19 protein-coding genes are annotated in these 19,717 nt (G+C 67.3%); 10 read left to right on the forward strand and 9 right to left on the reverse strand.

Annotated elements, in window-relative coordinates:
• The first annotated feature begins 70 nt into the window (after positions 1 to 70).
• Together ACFWAY_RS36675 and ACFWAY_RS36680 are read left to right on the forward strand one after the other, a co-directional pair.
• Complete coding sequence (locus tag ACFWAY_RS36675) at positions 71 to 1,309, forward strand: acyl-CoA dehydrogenase family protein (protein WP_378453298.1); 1,239 nt, start codon at positions 71 to 73, stop codon at positions 1,307 to 1,309.
• A 68-nt stretch (positions 1,310 to 1,377) separates the two neighbouring features.
• Positions 1,378 to 1,755 (forward strand): VOC family protein, encoded by a 378-nt coding sequence (locus tag ACFWAY_RS36680; RefSeq protein WP_378453299.1) that lies wholly within the window; start codon positions 1,378 to 1,380, stop codon positions 1,753 to 1,755.
• A 3-nt stretch (positions 1,756 to 1,758) separates the two neighbouring features.
• Here the strand turns inward: ACFWAY_RS36680 and ACFWAY_RS36685 are convergent, their stop codons facing one another.
• From ACFWAY_RS36685 to ACFWAY_RS36695, 3 genes are read right to left on the reverse strand one after another with little or no spacing between them, the layout of a single operon-like run.
• A complete protein-coding gene (locus ACFWAY_RS36685) occupies positions 1,759 to 2,562 on the reverse strand; it encodes an alpha/beta fold hydrolase (protein WP_378513966.1) in 804 nt (267 codons plus the stop codon).
• 3 nt (positions 2,563 to 2,565) lie between these two features.
• The gene (locus ACFWAY_RS36690; protein WP_378513967.1) at positions 2,566 to 3,579 is read right to left on the reverse strand and encodes an aldo/keto reductase; all 1,014 of its coding nucleotides are present in this window, start codon (positions 3,577 to 3,579) and stop codon (positions 2,566 to 2,568) included.
• Complete coding sequence (locus tag ACFWAY_RS36695; RefSeq protein WP_378513968.1) at positions 3,576 to 4,001, reverse strand: MerR family transcriptional regulator; 426 nt, start codon at positions 3,999 to 4,001, stop codon at positions 3,576 to 3,578. Before ACFWAY_RS36695 ends, ACFWAY_RS36690 begins: the two co-directional genes overlap by 4 nt.
• 139 nt (positions 4,002 to 4,140) lie before the next feature.
• On the opposite strand from ACFWAY_RS36695, the gene ACFWAY_RS36700 reads away from it, so the two are divergent.
• The gene (locus ACFWAY_RS36700) at positions 4,141 to 5,565 is read left to right on the forward strand and encodes a purine-cytosine permease family protein (RefSeq protein WP_378513969.1); all 1,425 of its coding nucleotides are present in this window, start codon (positions 4,141 to 4,143) and stop codon (positions 5,563 to 5,565) included.
• On the opposite strand, the gene ACFWAY_RS36705 is transcribed toward ACFWAY_RS36700, so the two are convergent.
• Positions 5,530 to 7,059 (reverse strand): PucR family transcriptional regulator, encoded by a 1,530-nt coding sequence (locus tag ACFWAY_RS36705; RefSeq protein ID WP_378513970.1) that lies wholly within the window; start codon positions 7,057 to 7,059, stop codon positions 5,530 to 5,532. The genes ACFWAY_RS36700 and ACFWAY_RS36705 overlap by 36 nt on opposite strands.
• Positions 7,060 to 7,163: 104 nt before the next feature.
• Here ACFWAY_RS36705 and ACFWAY_RS36710 point away from each other — a divergent pair, with 104 nt between their 5' ends.
• Together ACFWAY_RS36710 and ACFWAY_RS36715 are read left to right on the forward strand one after the other, a co-directional pair.
• A complete protein-coding gene (locus ACFWAY_RS36710; RefSeq protein WP_052024015.1) occupies positions 7,164 to 7,643 on the forward strand; it encodes a nucleoside deaminase in 480 nt (159 codons plus the stop codon).
• On the forward strand, positions 7,640 to 8,596 hold the full coding sequence (locus tag ACFWAY_RS36715) for an isopenicillin N synthase family dioxygenase (RefSeq protein ID WP_378513971.1): 957 nt from the start codon (positions 7,640 to 7,642) through the stop codon (positions 8,594 to 8,596). Before ACFWAY_RS36710 ends, ACFWAY_RS36715 begins: the two co-directional genes overlap by 4 nt.
• A gap of 38 nt (positions 8,597 to 8,634) precedes the next feature.
• On the opposite strand, the gene ACFWAY_RS36720 is transcribed toward ACFWAY_RS36715, so the two are convergent.
• Together ACFWAY_RS36720 and ACFWAY_RS36725 are read right to left on the reverse strand one after the other, a co-directional pair.
• The gene (locus tag ACFWAY_RS36720) at positions 8,635 to 10,233 is read right to left on the reverse strand and encodes an ABC-F family ATP-binding cassette domain-containing protein (protein WP_378513972.1); all 1,599 of its coding nucleotides are present in this window, start codon (positions 10,231 to 10,233) and stop codon (positions 8,635 to 8,637) included.
• 141 nt (positions 10,234 to 10,374) lie between these two features.
• Entirely contained in the window at positions 10,375 to 10,941 is a 567-nt protein-coding gene (locus tag ACFWAY_RS36725) for a hypothetical protein (protein WP_378513973.1), read from the reverse strand.
• Positions 10,942 to 11,035: 94 nt separating this feature from the next.
• On the opposite strand from ACFWAY_RS36725, the gene ACFWAY_RS36730 reads away from it, so the two are divergent.
• The 3 genes from ACFWAY_RS36730 (at position 11,036) to ACFWAY_RS36740 (ending at position 15,444) form a co-directional block, all read left to right on the forward strand.
• On the forward strand, positions 11,036 to 12,844 hold the full coding sequence (locus tag ACFWAY_RS36730; protein ID WP_378513974.1) for a penicillin-binding transpeptidase domain-containing protein: 1,809 nt from the start codon (positions 11,036 to 11,038) through the stop codon (positions 12,842 to 12,844).
• A gap of 96 nt (positions 12,845 to 12,940) precedes the next feature.
• On the forward strand, positions 12,941 to 14,620 hold the full coding sequence (locus ACFWAY_RS36735) for an NTF2-like N-terminal transpeptidase domain-containing protein (protein WP_378513982.1): 1,680 nt from the start codon (positions 12,941 to 12,943) through the stop codon (positions 14,618 to 14,620).
• Positions 14,621 to 14,706: 86 nt separating this feature from the next.
• Entirely contained in the window at positions 14,707 to 15,444 is a 738-nt protein-coding gene (locus ACFWAY_RS36740; protein WP_378513975.1) for a sulfite exporter TauE/SafE family protein, read from the forward strand.
• A gap of 43 nt (positions 15,445 to 15,487) precedes the next feature.
• Here the strand turns inward: ACFWAY_RS36740 and ACFWAY_RS36745 are convergent, their stop codons facing one another.
• Both ACFWAY_RS36745 and ACFWAY_RS36750 read right to left on the reverse strand, forming a co-directional pair.
• Complete coding sequence (locus ACFWAY_RS36745; RefSeq protein WP_378513976.1) at positions 15,488 to 16,960, reverse strand: peptide MFS transporter; 1,473 nt, start codon at positions 16,958 to 16,960, stop codon at positions 15,488 to 15,490.
• 59 nt (positions 16,961 to 17,019) lie between these two features.
• Positions 17,020 to 17,397, reverse strand: coding sequence for a DUF3054 domain-containing protein (locus ACFWAY_RS36750; RefSeq protein WP_378513977.1), 378 nt, complete (start codon positions 17,395 to 17,397; stop codon positions 17,020 to 17,022).
• A 106-nt stretch (positions 17,398 to 17,503) separates the two neighbouring features.
• On the opposite strand from ACFWAY_RS36750, the gene ACFWAY_RS36755 reads away from it, so the two are divergent.
• Entirely contained in the window at positions 17,504 to 18,139 is a 636-nt protein-coding gene (locus tag ACFWAY_RS36755) for a TetR/AcrR family transcriptional regulator (RefSeq protein WP_378513978.1), read from the forward strand.
• The gene (locus ACFWAY_RS36760) at positions 18,126 to 18,332 is read left to right on the forward strand and encodes a hypothetical protein (protein WP_378513979.1); all 207 of its coding nucleotides are present in this window, start codon (positions 18,126 to 18,128) and stop codon (positions 18,330 to 18,332) included. Before ACFWAY_RS36755 ends, ACFWAY_RS36760 begins: the two co-directional genes overlap by 14 nt.
• Before the next feature lie 199 nt (positions 18,333 to 18,531).
• On the opposite strand, the gene ACFWAY_RS36765 is transcribed toward ACFWAY_RS36760, so the two are convergent.
• Entirely contained in the window at positions 18,532 to 19,566 is a 1,035-nt protein-coding gene (locus ACFWAY_RS36765) for an IS630 family transposase (RefSeq protein ID WP_378513980.1), read from the reverse strand.
• Between the last annotated feature and the right edge of the window lie 151 nt (positions 19,567 to 19,717).

Consider the following 19,717-nt stretch of genomic DNA (forward strand, 5'->3'; position numbering starts at 1 on the left):
CTGTCCAAGAATAGGAACGTGTTCTATATTTGCGGCAACCCTTTGTCTCTCAGTGACTGGAGTGCCCGGCATGTATGAGTGGTCAGATACCGACCTGATGTTCCGCGACGCGATCCGCGGTTTCATCGACAAGGAGATTCGACCGCACGTCGACAAGTTGGAGACCGGCGAGCTGCCTCCGTTCGACATCATCCGCAAACTCTTCGCCACCTTCGGCCTGGACGAGATGGCCCGCGATGCGCTGACGAAATCGCTGGACCGCGAGCGCAGCGGGGATGCCGCGTCCGGCGCGAAGGAGGAGAAGTCCGGCGGCCTCGGCGGTGCGGGCAGCATGGGCGTCATCATGAACGCCGAGCTGGCCGGCGTCAGCCTCGGCCTCGTCGCGTCGCTCGGGGTGAGCCTCGGGCTGGCGGCGGGCACCATCCGCAGTCGCGGAACGCTCGCGCAGAAGGAGTGGTGGCTGCCCGGACTGGTCACGTTCGAGAAGGTCGGAGCCTGGGCCATCACCGAGCCCGACTCCGGCTCGGACGCGTTCGGCGGCATGAAGTCGTACGTGCGCCGCGACGGCGACGACTACATCCTCAACGGGCAGAAGACGTTCATCACCAACGGTCCCTACGCCGACGTCATCATCGTCTACGCGAAGCTCGACGAGGGGGACTCGTCCGTCGACCGCCGCGACCGGAAGGTTCTCGCGTTCGTCCTCGACTCGGGTATGGAGGGGCTCACCCAGGGGGCGCCGTTCAAGAAGATGGGCATGAACTCCTCGCCCACCGGAGAACTGTTCTTCGACAACGTGCGCCTCACCCGCGACCGTCTGCTCGGCGAGACGGAGGACGGCGGCAAGTCCGACGGCAAGTCCAGCGCGAAGGAGAGCTTCGCGGCCGAACGGATCGGCATCGCGTCGCTGTCGCTCGGCATCATCAACGAGTGTCACCGGCTGTGCGTCGACTACGCCAAGTCCCGCAAGCTGTGGGGCAAGGAGATCGCCCAGTTCCAGCTCATCCAGCTCAAGCTCGCCGAGATGGAGATCGCCCGCATCAACGTGCAGAACATGGTCTTCTCCGCCATCGAGCGCACCGCGGCGGGCGATCAGGTGAGCCTCGCGGAGGCGTCGGCGATGAAGCTCTACTCCTCGCGGGCGGCCACGGAGGTGGCGATGGAGGCGGTGCAGTTGTTCGGCGGCAACGGGTACATGGCCGAGTACCGGGTCGAGCAACTCGCACGCGACGCGAAGTCGCTGATGATCTATGCCGGTAGCAACGAGATCCAGGTGACCCACATCGCGAAGGGCCTGCTGGCGATGTGACGCGGGGCGCTCGGGAACAAATGTCGTACGGCGTACGTTAGTGGGGTGTCGTCAACGAAAGGAACACCGTGAAGGTCACCGCGAGCGCACTGTCCCTGAACGTCGCAGACCCGAGTGCGTCGGCCGATTTCGCCAAGTCCCACCTGGGCTTCGTCGAGGAGATGGCCGCCGAGGGCTTCGTGTCCCTGAAGCGTGCGGACGTCGGCTTCAATCTGGTCTTCCTGAAGACCGGACTGGAGACCTTCAAGCCCGCGCGGATCGCCGGCGACGCCGGCCAGGGGTTGCTGATCGCGCTCGTCGTCGACGGTATCGACGGCGAATACGAGCGACTGCAGGCGGAGGGCGTCCCGATCGTGACGCCCATCGAAACCGAGCCGTGGGGCGAACGCTACTTCCAGATGAGCGACCCGAACGGGGTGATCATCCAGCTCGTCGAGTGGGTGTAGCGGTCACACCGAGGCGAGGAACGGCTCGACGGCCGCGAGTACTTCGGTGCTCGCGGCCACGGCCGTCGAGTGGTCGAAACCGGGCAGGATCGTCAGCGACGCACCGGGAATCAGTGCCGCCACCCGCTGGGTGTCGCCGATCCGCTCGGCGTCGTTCGAGCCGACGAACAACAGGGTGGGAACGGCGATCCCGCGCAGGACGTCGTCGTCCACTCCCGGCTCCACACCGGAACGCCGCATGTACGCGGCGAGCGCCTGCGCGTCGTTCGCCGTGAACGCGGCCCGGGTGCCGGCATCGATCGGCCACGAGCGCCGGGCATTCCACTGCCCCAGGAACGCATCCATGCCGTCCCGTTCGAGGACGTCGATGCAGCCCGGGAAGAACAGGCGGTCGAACGCGCCGGCCTGCGGCCGGCTGCTGCCCCCACCGACGATCAGGCTCTCCAGCCGTTCGGGCGCCCCGACCGCCAAGGCCAGCGCGACCCGGCCGCCGAGCGAATACCCCAGCACGTGCGCGCTGGGCAGCTCCAGGTGGTCGAGGACCGCCAGGACGTCGCCGCTTACCAGATCCATGGCGTACGCGCTCTCGTCGTGCGGCTTGTCGCTGCGCCCATGGCCCCGCAGATCGACCAGGATCAGCCGGTACCGTTCGCGCAGCGCGGCGACGTAGCCGAAACCGCGCCAGATCGCGTGGGAGAGGGCCGTGCCGTGAATGAGAACGAGAGGCTCCCCGTCGCCGACGGTTTTGTACGCGATCCGAACGCCGTCGACGGGATTGGTAGCGTGCTGCACCCGCCCAGTCTGCATCACTCATAGTTCGCGGCCCTCCGACACCCACTGCAGATCCTCCGAACGCGCACCCGCGACGTGGTCCCGCGCCGAGTTCAGCACAGCCAGCTGCGCCGCATCGAGTTCGATACCGAGAGCACCGGCGTTCTCCGTCACCCGTTCCGCACTGCGGGTTCCGGGGATGGGCACGACCGGCAGTCCGAACGCGCGACCCTGCGCGTAGAGCCACGCCAGCGCAACCTGTGCGGGCGTGGCACCAAGGTCGCCTGCGACCGAATTCACCGCCTCCACCACACCGAGGTTCCGCTGCAGCGCGCCCTCCGCGAACCGGGGAAGTGTCCGCCGGAAGTCGTTGGGCGCCAGGTTATCTATGTCGGTCACGGTTCCGGTGAGGAACCCTCGGCCGAGCGGCGAATAGGGGACGAATCCGACTCCGAGTGCGGTAGTGGCCGGCACGATCCGTGCCTCGACGTCGCGGCTCCAGATGCTCCATTCCGACTGGACGGCCGTGATGGGATGCACCGCGTGCGCGGCCTCCAACTCTCCGGCGGTCACCTCCGACAGCCCCAGGTGCCGCACCTTGCCCGCCTCCACCAGTTCGGCCATCGCACCGACGGTCTCCTCGATCGGAACCGACAGGTCGGGGCGGTGCAGGTAGTAGAGGTCGATGGTGTCGATACCGAGCCGGCGCAAGCTGGCGTCCACCGCCTCGTGGACGTAGGCGCGGTCGCCGCGGGTCGAGGCGCCACCCTCGCTCCGCTTCCTCGGATCCCCCAGGATCCCGAACTTGGTTGCCAACGTGACTTCCTCGCGCCGATCCTCAAGCAACTGCGCGATCAACCGCTCGTTGTCGCCGGCCCCGTACACGTCGGCGGTGTCGAGGAAGCTCACTCCGAGATCCACCGCGTGATGCAGTGTCGCGAGAGCCTTCTCCGGTTCGACCCCGCCGTAGACGGGTGTGAGAGCCATTCCTCCGAAACCCATGTCGGAGAGGGTGAGCGAGTCACCCAGGGTTGTCGTACCGATGTCCGTCATGCTTCTCCTTCTCGTTGTCGGGCACGGTCGGTGCCCGCGATGAGGGCCCGGTAGTGATCGACCTTGGTGTCCAGGGCTGCCAGGGCGTCGTCGAGCCTCGCCTGCTGGGCGAGGATGCGTTCGCGGTGCGCGAGCAGCAACGACAACCGCCGCTCGTGGGTCTCGGCGCCCCCGGCCAGTAGCACCGCGAATCGCTGCATGTCACTGGTCGGCATGCCCGTGGTCCGCAGCTTCACCAGTAGTTCGATCAGTCGCACGTCCCGCTCGCTGTAGCGGCGGCGGCGGTCCGAACCCCGCGCGATTCTGGGGATCATCCCCTCGCGCTCGTACCAGCGCAGGGTGTCCTGCGTGAGGCCCGTGATCGCCGCGACTTCCGAGATGCTCACGAACGCTCCGGTCGACTGCTCCAACTGGGTGGCCATGACTGAACCGTACGACCTGGAGTGCACTCCAACGCAAGACCCGGGGCGACTACGTCTCGTCGATCTGTCCGCACCGAGAGTTCGTTTGACGGACACATTGTCGGTTGTCGCCGCCGGCCTGGGCGAACACAGTGCTTCTATGGCAATTACCGAGGGCACCACCAGCGATGCGACCGCTGCCGAACGCGAGTACGGCGACCGCGTCCTGGCCGTCGAACCGGGCGGAAACGAGTTCATTCCGCACGAGGTCCGCCACGGAACTCCACGCCAACTCTTCTGGACATGGATATCGCCGAACCTCGAGTTCGCCACGATCTTCATCGGGGTCCTGTCGGTGGCGGTGTTCGGGATGACGTTCTGGCAGGCGACGCTCGGGCTCGTCCTCGGCACGGGTCTCGGGGCCGCCGCGCATTACGTTCTGTCCGCGCGCGGTCCCCTGCACGGCGTTCCGCAGATGGTCCTCGGACGCCTCGGCTTCGGCTATTGGGGCAACGCCCTCCCGTCGGCGTTCATGTCGATCATGTGCGGCGTCGGCTGGTTCGCCACCAACAGCGTCAGCGGCGCATTCGCACTCAACACGCTGACCGGTCTGGCGCCCCTGCCCTCCCTGCTCGTGATCGTCGTCATCCAGACCGTGTTCGCGTTCTTCGGGCACAACCTGGTCCAGGCGTTCGAGCGGTACGCGTTCCCCGTGCTGGCCGTGATCTTCGCGATCACCGCAGCGGTGGTACTCGCGAAGTCGAACCCGGGCGCCCCCGCGGTCGAGGGTGGTGTCGGCGGAATGGGCGGGTTCCTCCTCACCGTCGGAACGGCGTTCGGCTACGCGGCCGGATGGACGCCGTACGCCGCCGACTACACGCGGTATCTGCCGGCCACCGTGTCGAGGGTCCGCACCGGCTTGTTCGCCGCGGCCGGACTGTTCGTCTCGTGCGTCGCACTGTCGGTCGTCGGCGCCGCCTCCGTGACGATCGGCGCACCGGCATCCGACAACCCGACCGACGCCTTCACCGCGAATCTTCCCTCGGCACTGGCAAACCTGACGCTGCTCGCCATCGCACTCGGTGCGGTCGCCGCCAACGCCCTCAACGTGTATTCCGGGTCGATGGCCTTCGTGACCATCGGGCTGAAGTTGCCGCTGAAGACGCAGCGGGCGGTGGTCACCATGATGTTCGGAGTCGTCGGATTCCTCGTGGCGTGGTGGGCGCTCGCCGACGCCGCCGCGAGCTACGAGGCCTTCCTGCTCATCGTCGCCTACTGGATCGGACCGTGGCTGGGCATCATGTTCGCTGACCAGTATCTGCGCCGCGGACAGCGGATCGACAACCTTCTGTACAACCGTGAGTACAGCAACTGGGGTGGGCTGACTGCCTTCGTGATTGCCCTCGTCGGATCCGTCCTCTTGTTCTCCAACCAGGAGAAGTTCGTCGGCTACGTGGTGCGCGCGGTACCCGAACTCGGCGACATCACGTTCTTCGTCGGCTTCGTGCTGGCCGGAGCGCTCTACCTCGCGATCAACGGTGCCAGGATCTCACGTGGCCAACCTGTTGGCGCACAGGGCAAGTAGCAGCGAACCGTACATCGACGGCGAACCCGGGTCGTATCCGAGCAGCGCCCGGATACGCTCGAGTCGCTGGTACATCGATTGCCGGCCGAGATGCAGCGCCGACGCCGAACTGGTGGCGCTGCACCCGTGCCGAAGATGTACCTCCAGGGTGCGGACCAGGTCGCTCGAATGGGTTCGATCCCACTCCACGAGCGGCGCAATGGTTGTCGCGACCATCCGCTCCCTGACGTCGGGAGGTAGCCGGTCGAGCGCGAGTTCCGGGGCGAGCTCCCGCGTCGTCGTCACCACCCGTCCCGCCAACCACGACCGCCGGGCAGACATCGCGAGGCGCAGTCCCGAGCGGGCGGTGTGCAGCGCGGCCCCGACGTCTCCGGGAGCGAAGTCGCACGGATCGCCGACCACCACCGTCACCCCGTCGGTGATGTTGGACGCCAACGATTCCTGAAAGCAGTCGACGGCAGTCCCCACCGGGTCGACCACAAGTGCGGGGACCGCGATCAGGCCGAACGTGCTCGCGTGCACCTCCGCACGCAGGCACGGCTGCCCGAGTAGTTTGGCGGCCGAATCCAGCAACCGGGTCGCGATGCGCGAACCCGGCGAGTCGATGGCGACCGCGACCACCCGGTTGCCCGGCGCGGGATGGAACCCCGCCGCGGCGGATCGCACCATGAGGTCGATCTGCCGAACGTCGCTGCGGTCCAGCAGATCCGACACCAGCGCGGCCGCGGCACGCTGGGGACGTCCCGCGAGACTGCCGGAGTAGGTGAGTGCAAGCCCCAGTGACGCCGTGGACCGTTCGAGCAGGGCGCGCAACACGGATGAGTCCATCGCGGAACCGGGGCCGGCCGTCAACGTCCCCCACGCGCCGTCGCGCGAATGGATGGTGGCCGTGACGGTTCCGGCGTCGGCCGCCGCCCAGGCCGCGCGGTCGTCGTCGACGCCGTGCGCCGCGACCAGCGCCCCGCTGCCACTGGTGACGATCAGCGGGCAGCCGCTCGCCTCGCTGATGCGCTCGAGCAACCGGGCCACCCCGTTGCCTGCCATCAACTCCGCCTCCAGGACGCGGGACAGTTCGTTCTGGGTCCGCAGGGCCGACACCTCGCGGGAGATGATCTCGGTGTTGGCGTTCTGGCAGAGTTCGATGAACGGGACCACCGTCCGGAGCGCGATCAGCGGCAGGCCCAGGGCGGCCGCCTCCTCGATCATGTCACCCGGAACGACGTCGAACGTCCGGCCCAGTTCGATCGCCACGCCCGCAACATTGCGTTCCCCGACCTCGCGGAGGTAATGCCTGCGGGTGCCGGGATCCACACCGGACAAACCCAGCCCGGTGGTCAGCAGCAACTCGTCTCCGGACAGAAGCGGGCTGATCTCGTAGATTTCACTGGAATGCACCCAGCGCACCGTGCGGCCGAGCTGCGCCTTCCCGGCCAGAACCTGCGGGTTCGCGCTGCAGAACTGGTTCCGGAGCAACTCGCGCACGGTCAACGACATCGTCGAACCCTCCTCGGGAGGCGGACAGTCTGTACAGGTTAAGGCCCGTTCGTTACCACAGTGTGTCCGTTGTGGTCGCGGCGTCCGAGACGGAAGGTAGAGGCATGTCGATCTCTGTGAACTCTGCGCGGATGGCCCTCGACCCCGAGGAACTGCTGACCGTGGCGATCGCCGAAGCCGAACTCGGCAAACGCGAGGGCGGAATACCGATCGGGGCCGCACTCTTCGCCGGCGACGGAACCCTGCTGGGCAGCGGTCGCAACCGACGGGTCCAGCACGCCGATCCGTCCGTCCACGGTGAGACGGACGCATTCCGCGCCGCGGGGCGCCAGCGTGACTACCGCTCGACGATCATGGTGACGACCCTGTCACCGTGCTGGTACTGCAGCGGCCTGGTCCGGCAGTTCAACATCGGCGCGATCGTCGTGGGGGAGAGCGTCACGTTCACCGGCGGTCACGAATGGCTCCGCGAGAACGGCGTGGACGTGACCGTCCTGCGCGATCAGCACTGCATCGACCTCATGACCGAATTCATCGAGAACCAGCCCGAACTCTGGAACGAAGACATTGGAGTAGCCGAATGACCCCGATCGCCACCGTCGACATCGCGCTCTGGCGGGCGGGCGGACCTGCCGCCGCGGTCGTCGCCCGGGACGTCGACGAGGGACTGCAGCGTGCCGGGTTCCTCCTCGTCCGCGGCCACGGAGTCACCCGCGAACTGGCCGCGGACGTGCGGGCGGCCGCGCGCCGGTTCTTCGCACTCCCCGAACAGGTGAAGGCGCAGTACTCGGCGATCGTGGGCGAACGCGGCTGGATCGGGCCCGGGATGGAGGCCAACGGCTATGCCGAAGGGACCGAGACGCCGCCGGACCTCAAGGAGACGTTCGCGGTCGGGGCCGAGACGCGCACCGGGGATCCCGTCGTCGACGACGTGTGGTTCAAGCCCAACGTGTGGCCCACCGAAGTGGTGGAACTGCGCGACCTACTCACCACCTACACCGAGGCGATGCGCCGGCTCTCCGACGACCTCCTCGCACTGTTCTCGGCGGCACTCGCGCTGCCCGCCAACCCCTTCGACGGACTCGCGGACCGCCCGACGTGGACGTGCAACATCAACCACTACCCGCCGATGTCGTCGGTGGGGGAGCCCGAGCCGGGCCAGTTCCGCATCGGGCCGCACACCGATTTCGGCACCGTCACCGTCCTGGACCGGGAACCCGGCGCAGGCGGACTCCAGGTGTACACCGACGAAGGCGGCTGGGAGGACGCGCCTTACGACCCCGACGCTCTCACCGTCAACATCGGCGACCTCCTCGAGTACTGGAGCGGCAGGCGCTGGCCGTCGGGTCGGCACCGGGTGCTGCCGCCGCAGGCCCACGCCCCCGAAGAAGACCTGGTGTCGCTCATCTACTTCTACGAACTCAACCACGACGCGCAGGTGACACCCCTCGAGCCGCCGATCGGAACCGTCACCGGGCTCGGGCCCGTCACGTCGGCGGACTTCATCAAGACCCGTCTCGACGCGATCACGCTGTAGGCGCCTCCGGCGCCCGTGCGCCTTTCTGGTAGCTGGAGCTACCGAAAAGGCGCACAAGCGCGAAGTGCCTCGTCGGTCAGTTCCAGCCACCGGGTGACGCCGATGTCGTGGAGGAACTGCCGGTCGTGGCTGACCACGATCAGCGCACCGCGGTAGCTGCGGAGAGCCTGTGTGAGGTGCGCGAGACTCGGCAGGTCGAGGTTGTTCGTCGGCTCGTCCATCAGCAGCAGCCGCGGGGCGGGTTCGGCCAGCAGGATGGTCGCGAGCGCGGCCCGCAACCGTTCCCCACCCGACAACGCCGATGCGAGCACGTCGGAATCGTTGCCCCGGAACAGGAACCGGGCCAGCTGGGCGCGGATCTGTTCCTGCGACGCGTGGGGCGCCGCCGCGGCCACGTTCTCGGCGACCGTCAGCGACTCGTCGAACACGTCGAGTCGCTGCGGCAGGGCCTTGAACGGAACCCGTGGTCCCGCGGCCACGACGGTGTCGAGCAGGGTAGTCTTCCCGACGCCGTTGCGGCCGACGAGGGCGATCCGCTCGGGACCGACGACGTCCAGCGACACTTGCTGTCCGCTGAGCAGGCTCACGTCCCGGACGGAGACCACCTCCTGGCCTGAGTGCACCTCCGTGGCCGGGAGGTCGATGCGCACCTCGCGGTCGTCCCGCAGGGCACTCTCCGCTTCCGTCAACGACTCCCGCGCTTCGTCGACCTTCGCGATGTGGTTGTTCCGCAGCTTCCCCGCGGATTCCTGTGCCTGACGCTTCCGCAGCCCCATCACGATCTTCGGTTCGCGCTTGTTCTCGAACATCTTCTGCCCGTACCGCTTACGTCGGTCGATCTTGATGCGGGCCTCGACGAGTTCCCGCTTCTGCTTCTGCACGTCGCTGCGGGCATCGCGCACCGCCGCCCGCGCGGTCTCCTGCTCCGCCTCGACGATCTCCCGGTAGGCACTGAAGTTCCCACCGAACATGCGGATTTCGCCACCACGCAGCTCCGCGACGGAATTCATGAGATCGAGCAGGTCGCGGTCGTGGCTGACCACCAGCAGGGTGCCCGGAAACTGTTGCACCACCTCGTAGAGCCTGCTGCGGGACGCGCTGTCGAGATTGTTGGTGGGCTCGTCGAGGAGCAGCACCTCCGGTACCTGCAACAGTTGCGCGGTGAGGCCGAGCAGCACCGTCTCACCGCCGGACAGGGTGCCGACGGTGCGGTCGAGGTCGGAAGTGCCGGCGAGCACGCGTTCGAGACCGAGGCGGTGCAGGGTCGAGACCGCCCGCTCCTCGATGTCCCAGCGGCCGGTCGCCGCATCGAAATCGTCGGCTGTGCCGTCGCCGGACTCGACGCGGTGCAGCGCCGCCCGGAGGTCGGCGATGCCCAGGATCCGGTCGACCGTCAGCGTGGGATCGAGCGTGATGTCCTGCGGCAGGTACGCCACCTCGCCCTGCGCCGTCACCGACCCGCGGTCGGGGTGCAGGCGCCCGGCGATCAGCCGGAGCAGGGTTGATTTGCCGGAACCGTTGAGACCGACCACGCCGGTGCGTCCGGGACCGAAGACGGCGTCGAGGCCGTCGAAGACAGGTTCGCCGTCGGGCCAGGTGAACGTGAGGTCGGACAGGGACAGATATGAGTGGGCCATGGGGTACTCCCGAGGTGTGTGCGTATGAAGACTCGCGTGACTACCTCGTCAGGAGCAATGGACCGTTCCCCTCTGTCTGACGCGCCCGGTGCGCATCGGTGACGTTCACGATAGGACGCCGCCGATGCCCGCGCAATCGAATTAGATCTGGGGACCCTCGGCCCGGAGGTCGTCCACCTTGGCCATGGCTTCGCGGAGTTCGGTGAGCCACTGTTCGCTGTGCTGGCCGGCCAGCCTGACTGTCCACATCAGGGCGTCCGACCGCGACCGCGCCACACCGGCGTCGACGAGCGTGTCGAGAACCTTGCGTTCGGGTTGGCGGAGCCGGGTCATCACCGGAACCGCGAGGTGAGTGAACAGCGTCTTGTGGCCGTCGAGGCTGACGCCCCACGCGACCTTGCGCCCGTATCGCATCTCGGCCTCGTCGGCGATGCGCATCCGATCGCCGCGCGTCGTTTCGCGGAACCGCGAGATGCGCCCGTCGATCGCCGCGTCGGAACCGGAGTCGGCGGACTCGACCGGCGGCAGTTCGCCGACCACGACGATCTCCTCGCGGTCGACCTCGACGGTGGCGGGACCGGTGAACCACTCGTCGGGAAGACGGCCGGTGAACCAGTCGGTTGCATCGCCGGCGTCGGGGACGTCCGCCTGTTGCCATCCACCGGGCCTGCCGAAACGTCGGCCGCCCGGACCGTGTGCGTTCTTCATGGCGTCCTCCTGGGAGCCGGGTGCCCCGATCGGTGTGATGAAGCACTGATTACATGATTACACCGATTTTTCGAAGCGCGCCACCACGTCAGGCATGATCGAGTCCGTGCGCACCTCAACCGTTCGTCACAGCCCCATCTGTCCCACCTCCACCCGCAAGGCAGTGGCCGGGATCGCCGTCCTCGCGACCGTGCTCTCCGCCTGCGGACTCTTCGGGCCGGACCAGCCCGACACTGTCTCGCAGCAGTTCGCCGACGCCCTGAACAGCGACGACGTGCAGGCCGCCGCCGAACTCACTACCGATCCGGCCGCCGCCACCGCCGCGATCACGGCGATGTACGACGGGCTCGGAAACAAGGACGGAACGTTCACCCGCACCGACGTGCAGGAGTCGGGCGACGACGGTGGCACGTTCACGATGGACGTGTCGTGGCCGTTCGGCCCGGGGCAGGAGTGGAAGTACAGCACCACCGGCAACGCCACCAAGGAAGGGGACGACTGGAAGATCGTCTGGGACCCGGCCGTGCTCGCACCCGGTCTCACCGACGACACCACCGTCCGGTACACCACCACGACCGGGGCGCCGCCGAAGGTCCTCGCCGCGGGTGGGGCACCGATCCTCGAGCAACAGGTCGTGACGCTCGTCAACGTCGATCAGGGTGCGGACACCGCGGCGGTGGCCGCGTTGCTGTCACCCATCGCACCGACGATCACCACCGCCTCGCTCCAGCAGGACCTGGCCGGCGCCCAGGGCAAGCCGGTCACGGCCATCTCGTTGCGCGCCGAGGACCTGGCGCCGATCGAACCGCAGTTGCGGGAACTCGCGGGAGTGACGCTGGCCCCGCAGACCAGGCTGCTCAGCACCGACAAGGCGCTGGCCTCACCCACCCTGGCGGGCCTCGGCGACCTGTGGCAGGAGGGGCAGGACGCATCCGCCGGCTGGGCGGTGCAGCTGGTGGGCCAGGACGGCGCGGCGAAGAGCATCGCCGGCGAGCAGGGTCCCGCCGCGCCCGACATTGCGACGACCCTCGATCTCCCGATGCAGATGGCTGCCGAGCGGGCGCTCGCCGACGTGCCGCAGCAGGCCGCGATCGTCGCGCTGCGTCCCTCCACGGGGGAGGTTCTGGCGGTGGCGCAGAACGCCCCGGCCGACGCACTCGGCCCGATCGCGCTGACCGGCCTCTACCCGCCGGGATCCACGTTCAAGACGGTGACGACGTCCGCGGCCCTTCAGGCCGGCGAGGCCACACCGGACACCGTCCTGCCCTGCCCCGGCACCGAGAACATCGAGGGCAGGCAGATCCCCAACGACGACGAATTCGACCTGGGCGCGGTCCCGTTGCACACCGCGTTTGCGCGTTCGTGCAACACCACCATGGGACGGCTGGCGGTCGGGTTGCCGCCCGATGCCCTGCAGCAGGCCGCGCTGCAGTTCGGGCTCGGCGTCGACTACGTGACGCCCGGGCTGACGACGGTGACGGGCAACGTGCCGGTCGCCGACAGTCCGGCGGCCCGTGTCGAGTCCGGGATCGGGCAGGGGCAGGTGACCGCGACGCCGTTCGGGATGGCCATGGTGGCAGCCTCGATCGCGAACGGTTCGACGCCGTCGCCTATGATCGTGCAAGGCCAACCGGGAACAGCCGACAAGACGGCGCCCACCGTGCCTGCAAACGTCACTTCCGATCTCCGGACGATGATGCGCGAGACTGTGACGGGCGGTACCGCTACTGCGCTGCAGGACATTCCGGGACTGCTCGGCAAAACGGGCACGGCCGAGTCGGGGAATGGTCCTGCGCACGGCTGGTTCGTCGGAATCAAGGACGACCTAGCATTTGCCGTATTTATAGCAACAGGTGACAGTTCGGCCCCTGCTGTGCAGGCTGCGGGGCGTTTTCTTCGATAAACCCGTTCGCGCGTTGCTGTTCGGGGATAAGTTGTGGCTCAACCGTAACTCCTTCGTAGGCAAATGGTGCTTGTTACGCATGTGACTGAAAGCAAGATGGTGGACATGGGGAATGGACGATCGCTTGGCCGCCGCAACAGATACGTGATCGCCCTGACGTCGGCTGTCGTTTTGGCGGTGATTCTGGCGTCGTGTGTGCTGTCGAAAGAGGAGGCGACCGCTCAGTCGGTCGTCGACGACTTCGTCAACGCGCTGAACGAGGGCGACGCCGCTGCTGCTGCAGCGCAGACCTCGTATCCCAACGCCGCGGAGACGGCGATTCAGCAGATGTTCGACGGTCTGAAACCCGAGGACGCCAAGTTCGACCTGACCCAGTTCATGGATCTCGGCTCGGACTCCGGCTTCTTCACCGTCGGTGCCGCTTGGCATTTCGGTGAGGGCAAGGATTGGACCTACCAGGTTCAGGGCGGTGTGCGGAACCTGTCCGTCGGCTGGCGCATCTCCTGGGATCCGTCGATCCTCGCGCCCGACCTGGGCAACGGGCGTATCGTCCGCTTCGACCGGACGGACGCCGCTCCGCCGCGGGTCTTCGACGCGTTCGGCGGGTTGCTCATGAACGAGCAGACCATCAACTCGGTCACCCTCGATCCCGCCACGATGCCCGATCCCGTCGCGACCACCCGGCGTCTCGCGGAGGTCCTCGAGCCGGTGGCTCCCCTCGTGACGTCCGACACGATGATGGCGGAGATGGCCGAGAAGCCCGGCCAGCAGGTCACCGCCGTGCTGCTGCGCGACCAGGATTACGAGTTCCTCGAGCAGGATCTCGCGATCCCCGGTGTCGTCACCATCAAGACGCCGAAGCTCATCACGGCGGATCGCCGGATCACGACGCCGTTGCTGGATCCGCTGCGGAAGGTGTGGCAGGCCAACCGGGACGCGACGGCCGGCTGGGCAGTTCACCTCGTGGACCCCGACGGGACGCTCATCCCGCAGGCCGGGTTCCAGGGCCCGCCCGGACCGGATATCGCCGCGACCCTGGACTCCCACCTGCAGTTGGCAGCCGAGGAAGCCGTGGTCAGCGTCGGCACCCCCGCGACGATCGTCGCGATCCGGCCGTCCACCGGCGCCGTCCTCGCCGCAGCGCAGAACAACCAGGCGATGGAGCAGGGGCCGATCGCGTTCCAGGGCCTCTACCCCGCCGGTTCGAACCTCGACCTGGTGAAGAAGGCCGCCGGACTGCAGAAGGGCGTCGACCCGTCCTCGCTGTCGATCGAGGACATCGAGAAGGCGGGCAATCAGCTCGGGCTTGGCATGAACTACAAGATCCCGGGCCTCGACCAGCAGACCGCCGTCTTCACCGCCGACCAGTCGGGCATGAACCAGGTGATGAACCGTAAGGACAGTGACCTGCCCGCCGTGACGCCGTTCGGGATGGCCATGCTGGCCGCGTCGATCGCGCGGGGCAGTGCGCCGGCGCCGATGATCGTCCAGGGACAGCCGGGCACCACGGATGTGGCCGCTCAGCCGCTTCCGGCGAACGTCAATGACCAGCTCCGCGGCATGATGCGCGACAACGTGGTGCGGGGCGGAGCGTCGTTCCTCAACGGCTACCCGGATCTCATGGGCATGAACGGTGCCAGCGGCGACGACCGCTGGTTCTACGGCTCACGCGGCGACCTGGCCTTCGCGGTCTTCGTCGCCGACGCCGACGGTGGCGACCGCGCGGTGAAGATGACCGACATGCTCTTCCGTGAGATGGCGAAGCCAGCGAACTGAAGACACGGAGATGGCGAAGCCGGCGAACTGAGGGGCGGGGCCGTCCGCGCTGAGGGAGTAAGTGAGCAAGGGTAAGTTTCTATCTTGTGTCCCTGCTTGATATCGGTCTTCTCGTCGTAGCGGGGTTCTTCGCGGGACTGGTCGGCTTCGTCACCGGCCTGGCGTCCATCGTGTCGTATCCCGCGCTCCTCGCCGTCGGTCTGCCGCCGGTGACCGCGAACGTCACCAACACCGTTGCGATGGTGGCTGTCGGCGTCGGCGCCCTGTCCAACTCGGCACGGGAGGTCGCCGATACCGGTCCCAAGCTGTGGCGCTGGGCGCTGTATTCGGCTGCGGGCGGCCTGGTCGGCGCGGGAATCCTGCTGGTGGCCCCGGCGGGGTCGTTCGAAGCGATCGTTCCGTTCATGGTGGCGTTCGCCGCGCTGGCATTGCTGCTGCAACCCCGGCTCCGCGCGCTGGCGGGCGAGCGGGACATGCCACGCGTGTACTCGGTGTCGCTGTTCGTCGTCGCCATCTACGGCGGGTACTTCGGCGCGGGCGCCGGCGTGATCTTCCTGGCGATCGCATTGATCCTCACCTCGGAGAAGATCTGGCGCGCGACCATCCTGAAGAGCTTTCTCCTCGGCGTCGCGAACCTGGTGGCGGCGATCGGTTTCGCGGTCTTCGGTCCCGTCCACTGGGGCGCCGCCGCCGCGATGGCGATCGGCGCCCTGGCCGGTGGCTGGTGCGGCCCGCCGGTCGTCAGGCGGATACCACCGTCCGTCCTCCGCGTCGTCATCGCGATCGCGGGATTCGGGTTGGCCGTGTGGTTGTGGGTGCGCTGAGACGACGCTCAGTGCGCCGTCGGTGCCGAGGTGCCGCCCAGCGTCAGTGCACGCCCTTCATCAGACGCCGGATCCACGGTGACCCGATGGCGAGGAGCACGCCGACGGCGATCGAGCCCAGCCCGACCGCGGTGAAGTAGGGGACTTCGTTGTTCTCGTCGTAGTAGCCGGCCAGTGTGCCCGCCATGGCGGTGCCCAGGGCGACGGACAGGAAGAACAACGCCACCATCTGGGTGTGGAACGCCTCGGGCGCCAGCTTGGTCGACAGCGACAGCCCGACCGGGGACAGCAGCAGTTCGGCGAACGTGAACAGCAGCAGGATTCCGGCCAGCCCCAGCAGTGGTGCGCTGTTCGCGCCGCCACCCGACATCGGGATGAACGCCAGGAACGCGATACCCATGATGACGGTGCCCGCCGCGAACTTGATCGGCGACGACGGCTGGCGGGGTCCGAGCTTCGTCCACGCGGCCGCGAAGACGCCCGCGAAGATGATGATGAAGACCGGGTTGATGGACTGCACCCACGACGGCGGGAACTCCCAGCCGAACAGGTTGCGGTCGAGTCGCTTGTCCGAGTACACCGCGACGGTGGTGAACTGCTGCTGGAACAGCGACCAGAACACCGCGCTGGCGATGAACATCGGGATGAACGCGTAGACGCGGCTGCGCTCGACGGCCGTGATGCGGCGGCTCGACAACATGATCGCGAAGTAGCCGATCGCCGCGACGATGGTGAGGCCGACCACGATGTCCGACATGTTGGCCGCGGTGATCACACCGGTCAGGGACAGGGCCGCGATCACCACGACCGCGGCGGCGCCGATCGCGATCCACTTGGGCCGCTGGGCGCGGGGGAGGGGATTGGGCGGTTCCGCCCCGATGCCCCGGAGACGCTTGCGGCCGAGCGTGTACTGGATCAGTCCGAGCGCCATGCCGATTGCGGCGAGCGCGAAGCCGGCGTGGAAGCCGATGGAGTCCTGTGCCCAGCCCGTCAGCAGCGGGCCGACGAGGGCGCCGATGTTGATACCCATGTAGAAGATGGAGAATCCGGCGTCCCGGCGCTCGTCGTGCTCGTCGTACAGGTCACCGACGAGGGAGGTGGCGTTGGCCTTGAGCCCGCCACTACCGAATGCGACGCAGACCAGGCCGATGCCCACACCCCACAGGCCCGGGAACACGGCCAGGGCGATATGGCCGAGCATGACGAGGATGGCGCTGTAGAACAGGGTCCGTTCGGAGCCGAGGAGCCGGTCGGCGATCCACGCGCCGAGGATGGTGGACAGATACACCGTGCCGCCGTAGGCGCCGACGATGCTGGTCGCGGACGATTCGGCGATTCCGAGGCCACCGTCGGCGGCCGAATAGTAGAGGTAGTAGATCAGGATGCCTTGCATCCCGTAGAAGGAGAAACGCTCCCACATCTCGACGCCGAACAGGTTCGCGAGGGCGAACGGCTGGCCGAAGAAACCGCGGTCGGCCCGCTTCTCGTCCCGGGCCGGATCGATGGTGTCACTCATGGGAAAACTGTCTCACCTCGAGCGGAAGTTCGTGTGCCGTCGGGGCGGATTCGCCGGTATCAGGTGGTGGCGCGCGACTTCGTCACGATCTTCGCGACGGCACGCCAGCCGAGGAGGAATACCGCGAGCACGGTGCCCGCCACGATGACGAAACTGAACGCCGTTCCCTGGCCGCTGACGACGCGCAACAGCATGCCCACCACCAGCGTCGACAGCCACACCACGATGCCCGTCGGGACGATGAGGAGCGCGTCGAACTTGTCGCGGTAGAGCGCGACGGTGGCGAGCCAGCCGACCGCGAGGCCGGTCAGGAACGGCCACGCCGTGGTGGCCAGACCGGTCAGGGCGTTGGCTTCGTCGTGGCTGCGTCGGCCGATCGCGCAGAACACGATGACGAGCACGACGTCCAGGGCGAGCGCGGGGAGGTACTTCTTCACACGGCCAGCCTAGAGGGGCTGCATTCGCGGCGAGATGTGGACTCACGCCAACACTGGACCGGGAGGAAAATTGTACTCGGTACAAGTTGGGGTTAGGGTTCGATTCATGGCGACGGACAGCGGGTCAGGTCTTCGCGTCTCGAAGAAGCACGAGACGTGGCGGACGCTGCACGCGTGCGCCCTCGACCTGGTGGATAACCGCGGTTACGACGACGTCAGCGTCGAAGAGATCGCGGCGGCGTCGCGCGTGTCCAAGAGCACGCTGTTCAATTACTTCGACTCCAAGGAAGCACTGCTCTTCGACCCCGGACCGGGTGACCGTGAGCGGTGGCAGACGCTGGCAGACGAGCGTCCCGACGGCGAACCGATGTGGGTGTCGGTCCGCGAGATCATCCGCGCGAACATCGCCCACAATGCCGCCACCCTCACCGTGCAACGGCGGATTCTGGATGCGGCGCCCCACCTCGCGCAGTCGACGAGGGCCGCCGGCGAGCGATTCCAGCAGTTCGTCCAGGAGTGGGTCGACGCCCGGGTCCGCCCGGATCGGGTCGACCCCCTCTGCAGTGTGCTGCTCGTCAACACGGCGTTCGCGGTACTGCGCACGGCGTATCTGCAGTGGCAGCCGGGCGACGACGCGCAGCGGTTCCTGGGGTTGCTGGATTCGGCTTTCGCGGAGATCGAGGCCGGGGTCCTCGACCTTCCCAGGTCGCGGACCGGCGTCGCGTTCCATGAACGTCACTGACGTGTGGCGCGGGCGCTCGGTACCCAGGACGGCATTGGCGATCGCCGCGGCCGGAGCGCTGGTCGTCGAGGTTCTGGTGTTGAGCCCGTATATCGCGCGAGCGTCGGGCACGTTGCTGCACCCGCGGTGGGGGTGGCTCGTGCTGGCGGTGATCGCCGAGATCGCGTCGATGACGACCTTCGCGCGACTGTAGCGGCAATTGCTCGGGCCGGCGGTCTCAGGGTGGCACTCTATCGTTCGATCGCACTGACTTTCGCGTCCAACGCGCTGTCCGTCACGCTCCCCGCCGGACATCTCGTGTCCGCGGGATTCACCGGATTAATCAGAGGAAGCCTGGCCCTTTAGGGCCAATGCCGCGCAGTTACTAAGGCGAGCGTAAGTATGTCGACTGGTTATGCGGCGGCGCGGATGTAGGCGAGGTGGGGGTCGGCGAAGAAGCCGCGGACGAGGTGCGGCATGCGTTGCAGTCGCCGCAGCGCCCGGGTGCACAGGGTCTTGAATTGGTCGGGTCCGGTGATGCCGGAGCGGCCGATGCGGTCGTGTTTGACGTTTTTCCAGACCCATTCGTCCGGGTTGAGTTGGGGCGAGTAGGCGGGGATGCGGAACAGGGTCAGTTGGCCGCCTGTGGAGTCGGCGAAGGCGGTGACGGCCTTGGATCGGTGGACGGGATGTCCGTCGAGGATCAGGAACACCGGCCCGTCGTTGTCGCGGAGCAGGCGTTTGCAGAAGTCGATGAACTTCGTTGCGGTGAGGGTGCCATCGATGATCGAGAACCGCAGAGCACCTTTGGCGCTGATCGCGGAGATCATGTTCACCGAGAACCGGGCCCCGGTCGCCGCAACGACCGGGGTGTGCCCGACCGGCGCCCAGGTGGTGCCGGCGTGGTAGTCGCTGCGCACGGATGCCTCGTCGGTGAAGTAGATCGTCGCTTTCGCCTTCTTGGCCTGTTTCTGGATCTTCGGGAACGTCGTGCTCTTCCACTGCTCGACTGCCTCGGGGTCGGCCTGATACGCCCGGTAGAGGGGTTTCTGCGGGGACAATCCCATTGCTTTGAGCCACCGGCCGACGGTGACCTCGGACATGGTGACCCCGAACTCGCGGCCTATCACCTCGCGGATCATGTTCCGCGTCCACAAGGCGAACTCGAACTCGAGCTGACGCGGATCGGTGCCGACGATGATCGAATACAGCCTCGCCAGCTGATCGCCGGTCAGGGTGGGCGGTCGGCCGGGCACCGGTTTCGCTTCGAGCGCCTCCCAGCCCCCGGCGCGGAACTTCGCGACCCACCCGTAGACGGTCTTGCGGTGCAGCCCCAACGTCTCGGCGACCTGTTCGGGGTGCGCCCCGGCCTGAACCTGCTCCACCGCACGCCTTCTCAGCACCGCAAGGGTTGCATGGTCGAGTTTGCGGCCATCGTTATCTCGCACACCGTGATTCAATCAGACACACGGCCAAATAGTCGACATACTTACGAACTAATTAGTAAAGGATTGGCCTGGCAGGTCAAGTGAAGCCGAGGAACTGGGCGTGTCGTGAGATAGGGCAACGGAACTCCTGGTAGGGAAGCTTTGTCCGCCA

The sequence above is a fragment of the Rhodococcus sp. NPDC059968 genome (assembly GCF_042738615.1).
Classification (GTDB): Bacteria; Actinomycetota; Actinomycetes; order Mycobacteriales; family Mycobacteriaceae; genus Rhodococcus_F.

Coding starts and splice junctions, on each gene's coding strand:
- ACFWAY_RS36690 (WP_378513967.1), bottom strand. CDS start 3,579: ATGACGGACATCGGTACGACAACCCTGGGTGACTCGCTCACCCTCTCC.
- ACFWAY_RS36715 (WP_378513971.1), top strand. CDS start 7,640: ATGACCCCGATCGCCACCGTCGACATCGCGCTCTGGCGGGCGGGCGGA.
- ACFWAY_RS36725 (WP_378513973.1), bottom strand. CDS start 10,941: ATGAAGAACGCACACGGTCCGGGCGGCCGACGTTTCGGCAGGCCCGGT.
- ACFWAY_RS36675 (WP_378453298.1), top strand. CDS start 71: ATGTATGAGTGGTCAGATACCGACCTGATGTTCCGCGACGCGATCCGC.
- ACFWAY_RS36720 (WP_378513972.1), bottom strand. CDS start 10,233: ATGGCCCACTCATATCTGTCCCTGTCCGACCTCACGTTCACCTGGCCC.
- ACFWAY_RS36760 (WP_378513979.1), top strand. CDS start 18,126: ATGAACGTCACTGACGTGTGGCGCGGGCGCTCGGTACCCAGGACGGCA.
- ACFWAY_RS36735 (WP_378513982.1), top strand. CDS start 12,941: ATGGTGGACATGGGGAATGGACGATCGCTTGGCCGCCGCAACAGATAC.
- ACFWAY_RS36745 (WP_378513976.1), bottom strand. CDS start 16,960: ATGAGTGACACCATCGATCCGGCCCGGGACGAGAAGCGGGCCGACCGC.
- ACFWAY_RS36695 (WP_378513968.1), bottom strand. CDS start 4,001: ATGGCCACCCAGTTGGAGCAGTCGACCGGAGCGTTCGTGAGCATCTCG.
- ACFWAY_RS36755 (WP_378513978.1), top strand. CDS start 17,504: ATGGCGACGGACAGCGGGTCAGGTCTTCGCGTCTCGAAGAAGCACGAG.
- ACFWAY_RS36730 (WP_378513974.1), top strand. CDS start 11,036: ATGATCGAGTCCGTGCGCACCTCAACCGTTCGTCACAGCCCCATCTGT.
- ACFWAY_RS36685 (WP_378513966.1), bottom strand. CDS start 2,562: ATGCAGACTGGGCGGGTGCAGCACGCTACCAATCCCGTCGACGGCGTT.
- ACFWAY_RS36705 (WP_378513970.1), bottom strand. CDS start 7,059: ATGTCGTTGACCGTGCGCGAGTTGCTCCGGAACCAGTTCTGCAGCGCG.
- ACFWAY_RS36710 (WP_052024015.1), top strand. CDS start 7,164: ATGTCGATCTCTGTGAACTCTGCGCGGATGGCCCTCGACCCCGAGGAA.
- ACFWAY_RS36700 (WP_378513969.1), top strand. CDS start 4,141: ATGGCAATTACCGAGGGCACCACCAGCGATGCGACCGCTGCCGAACGC.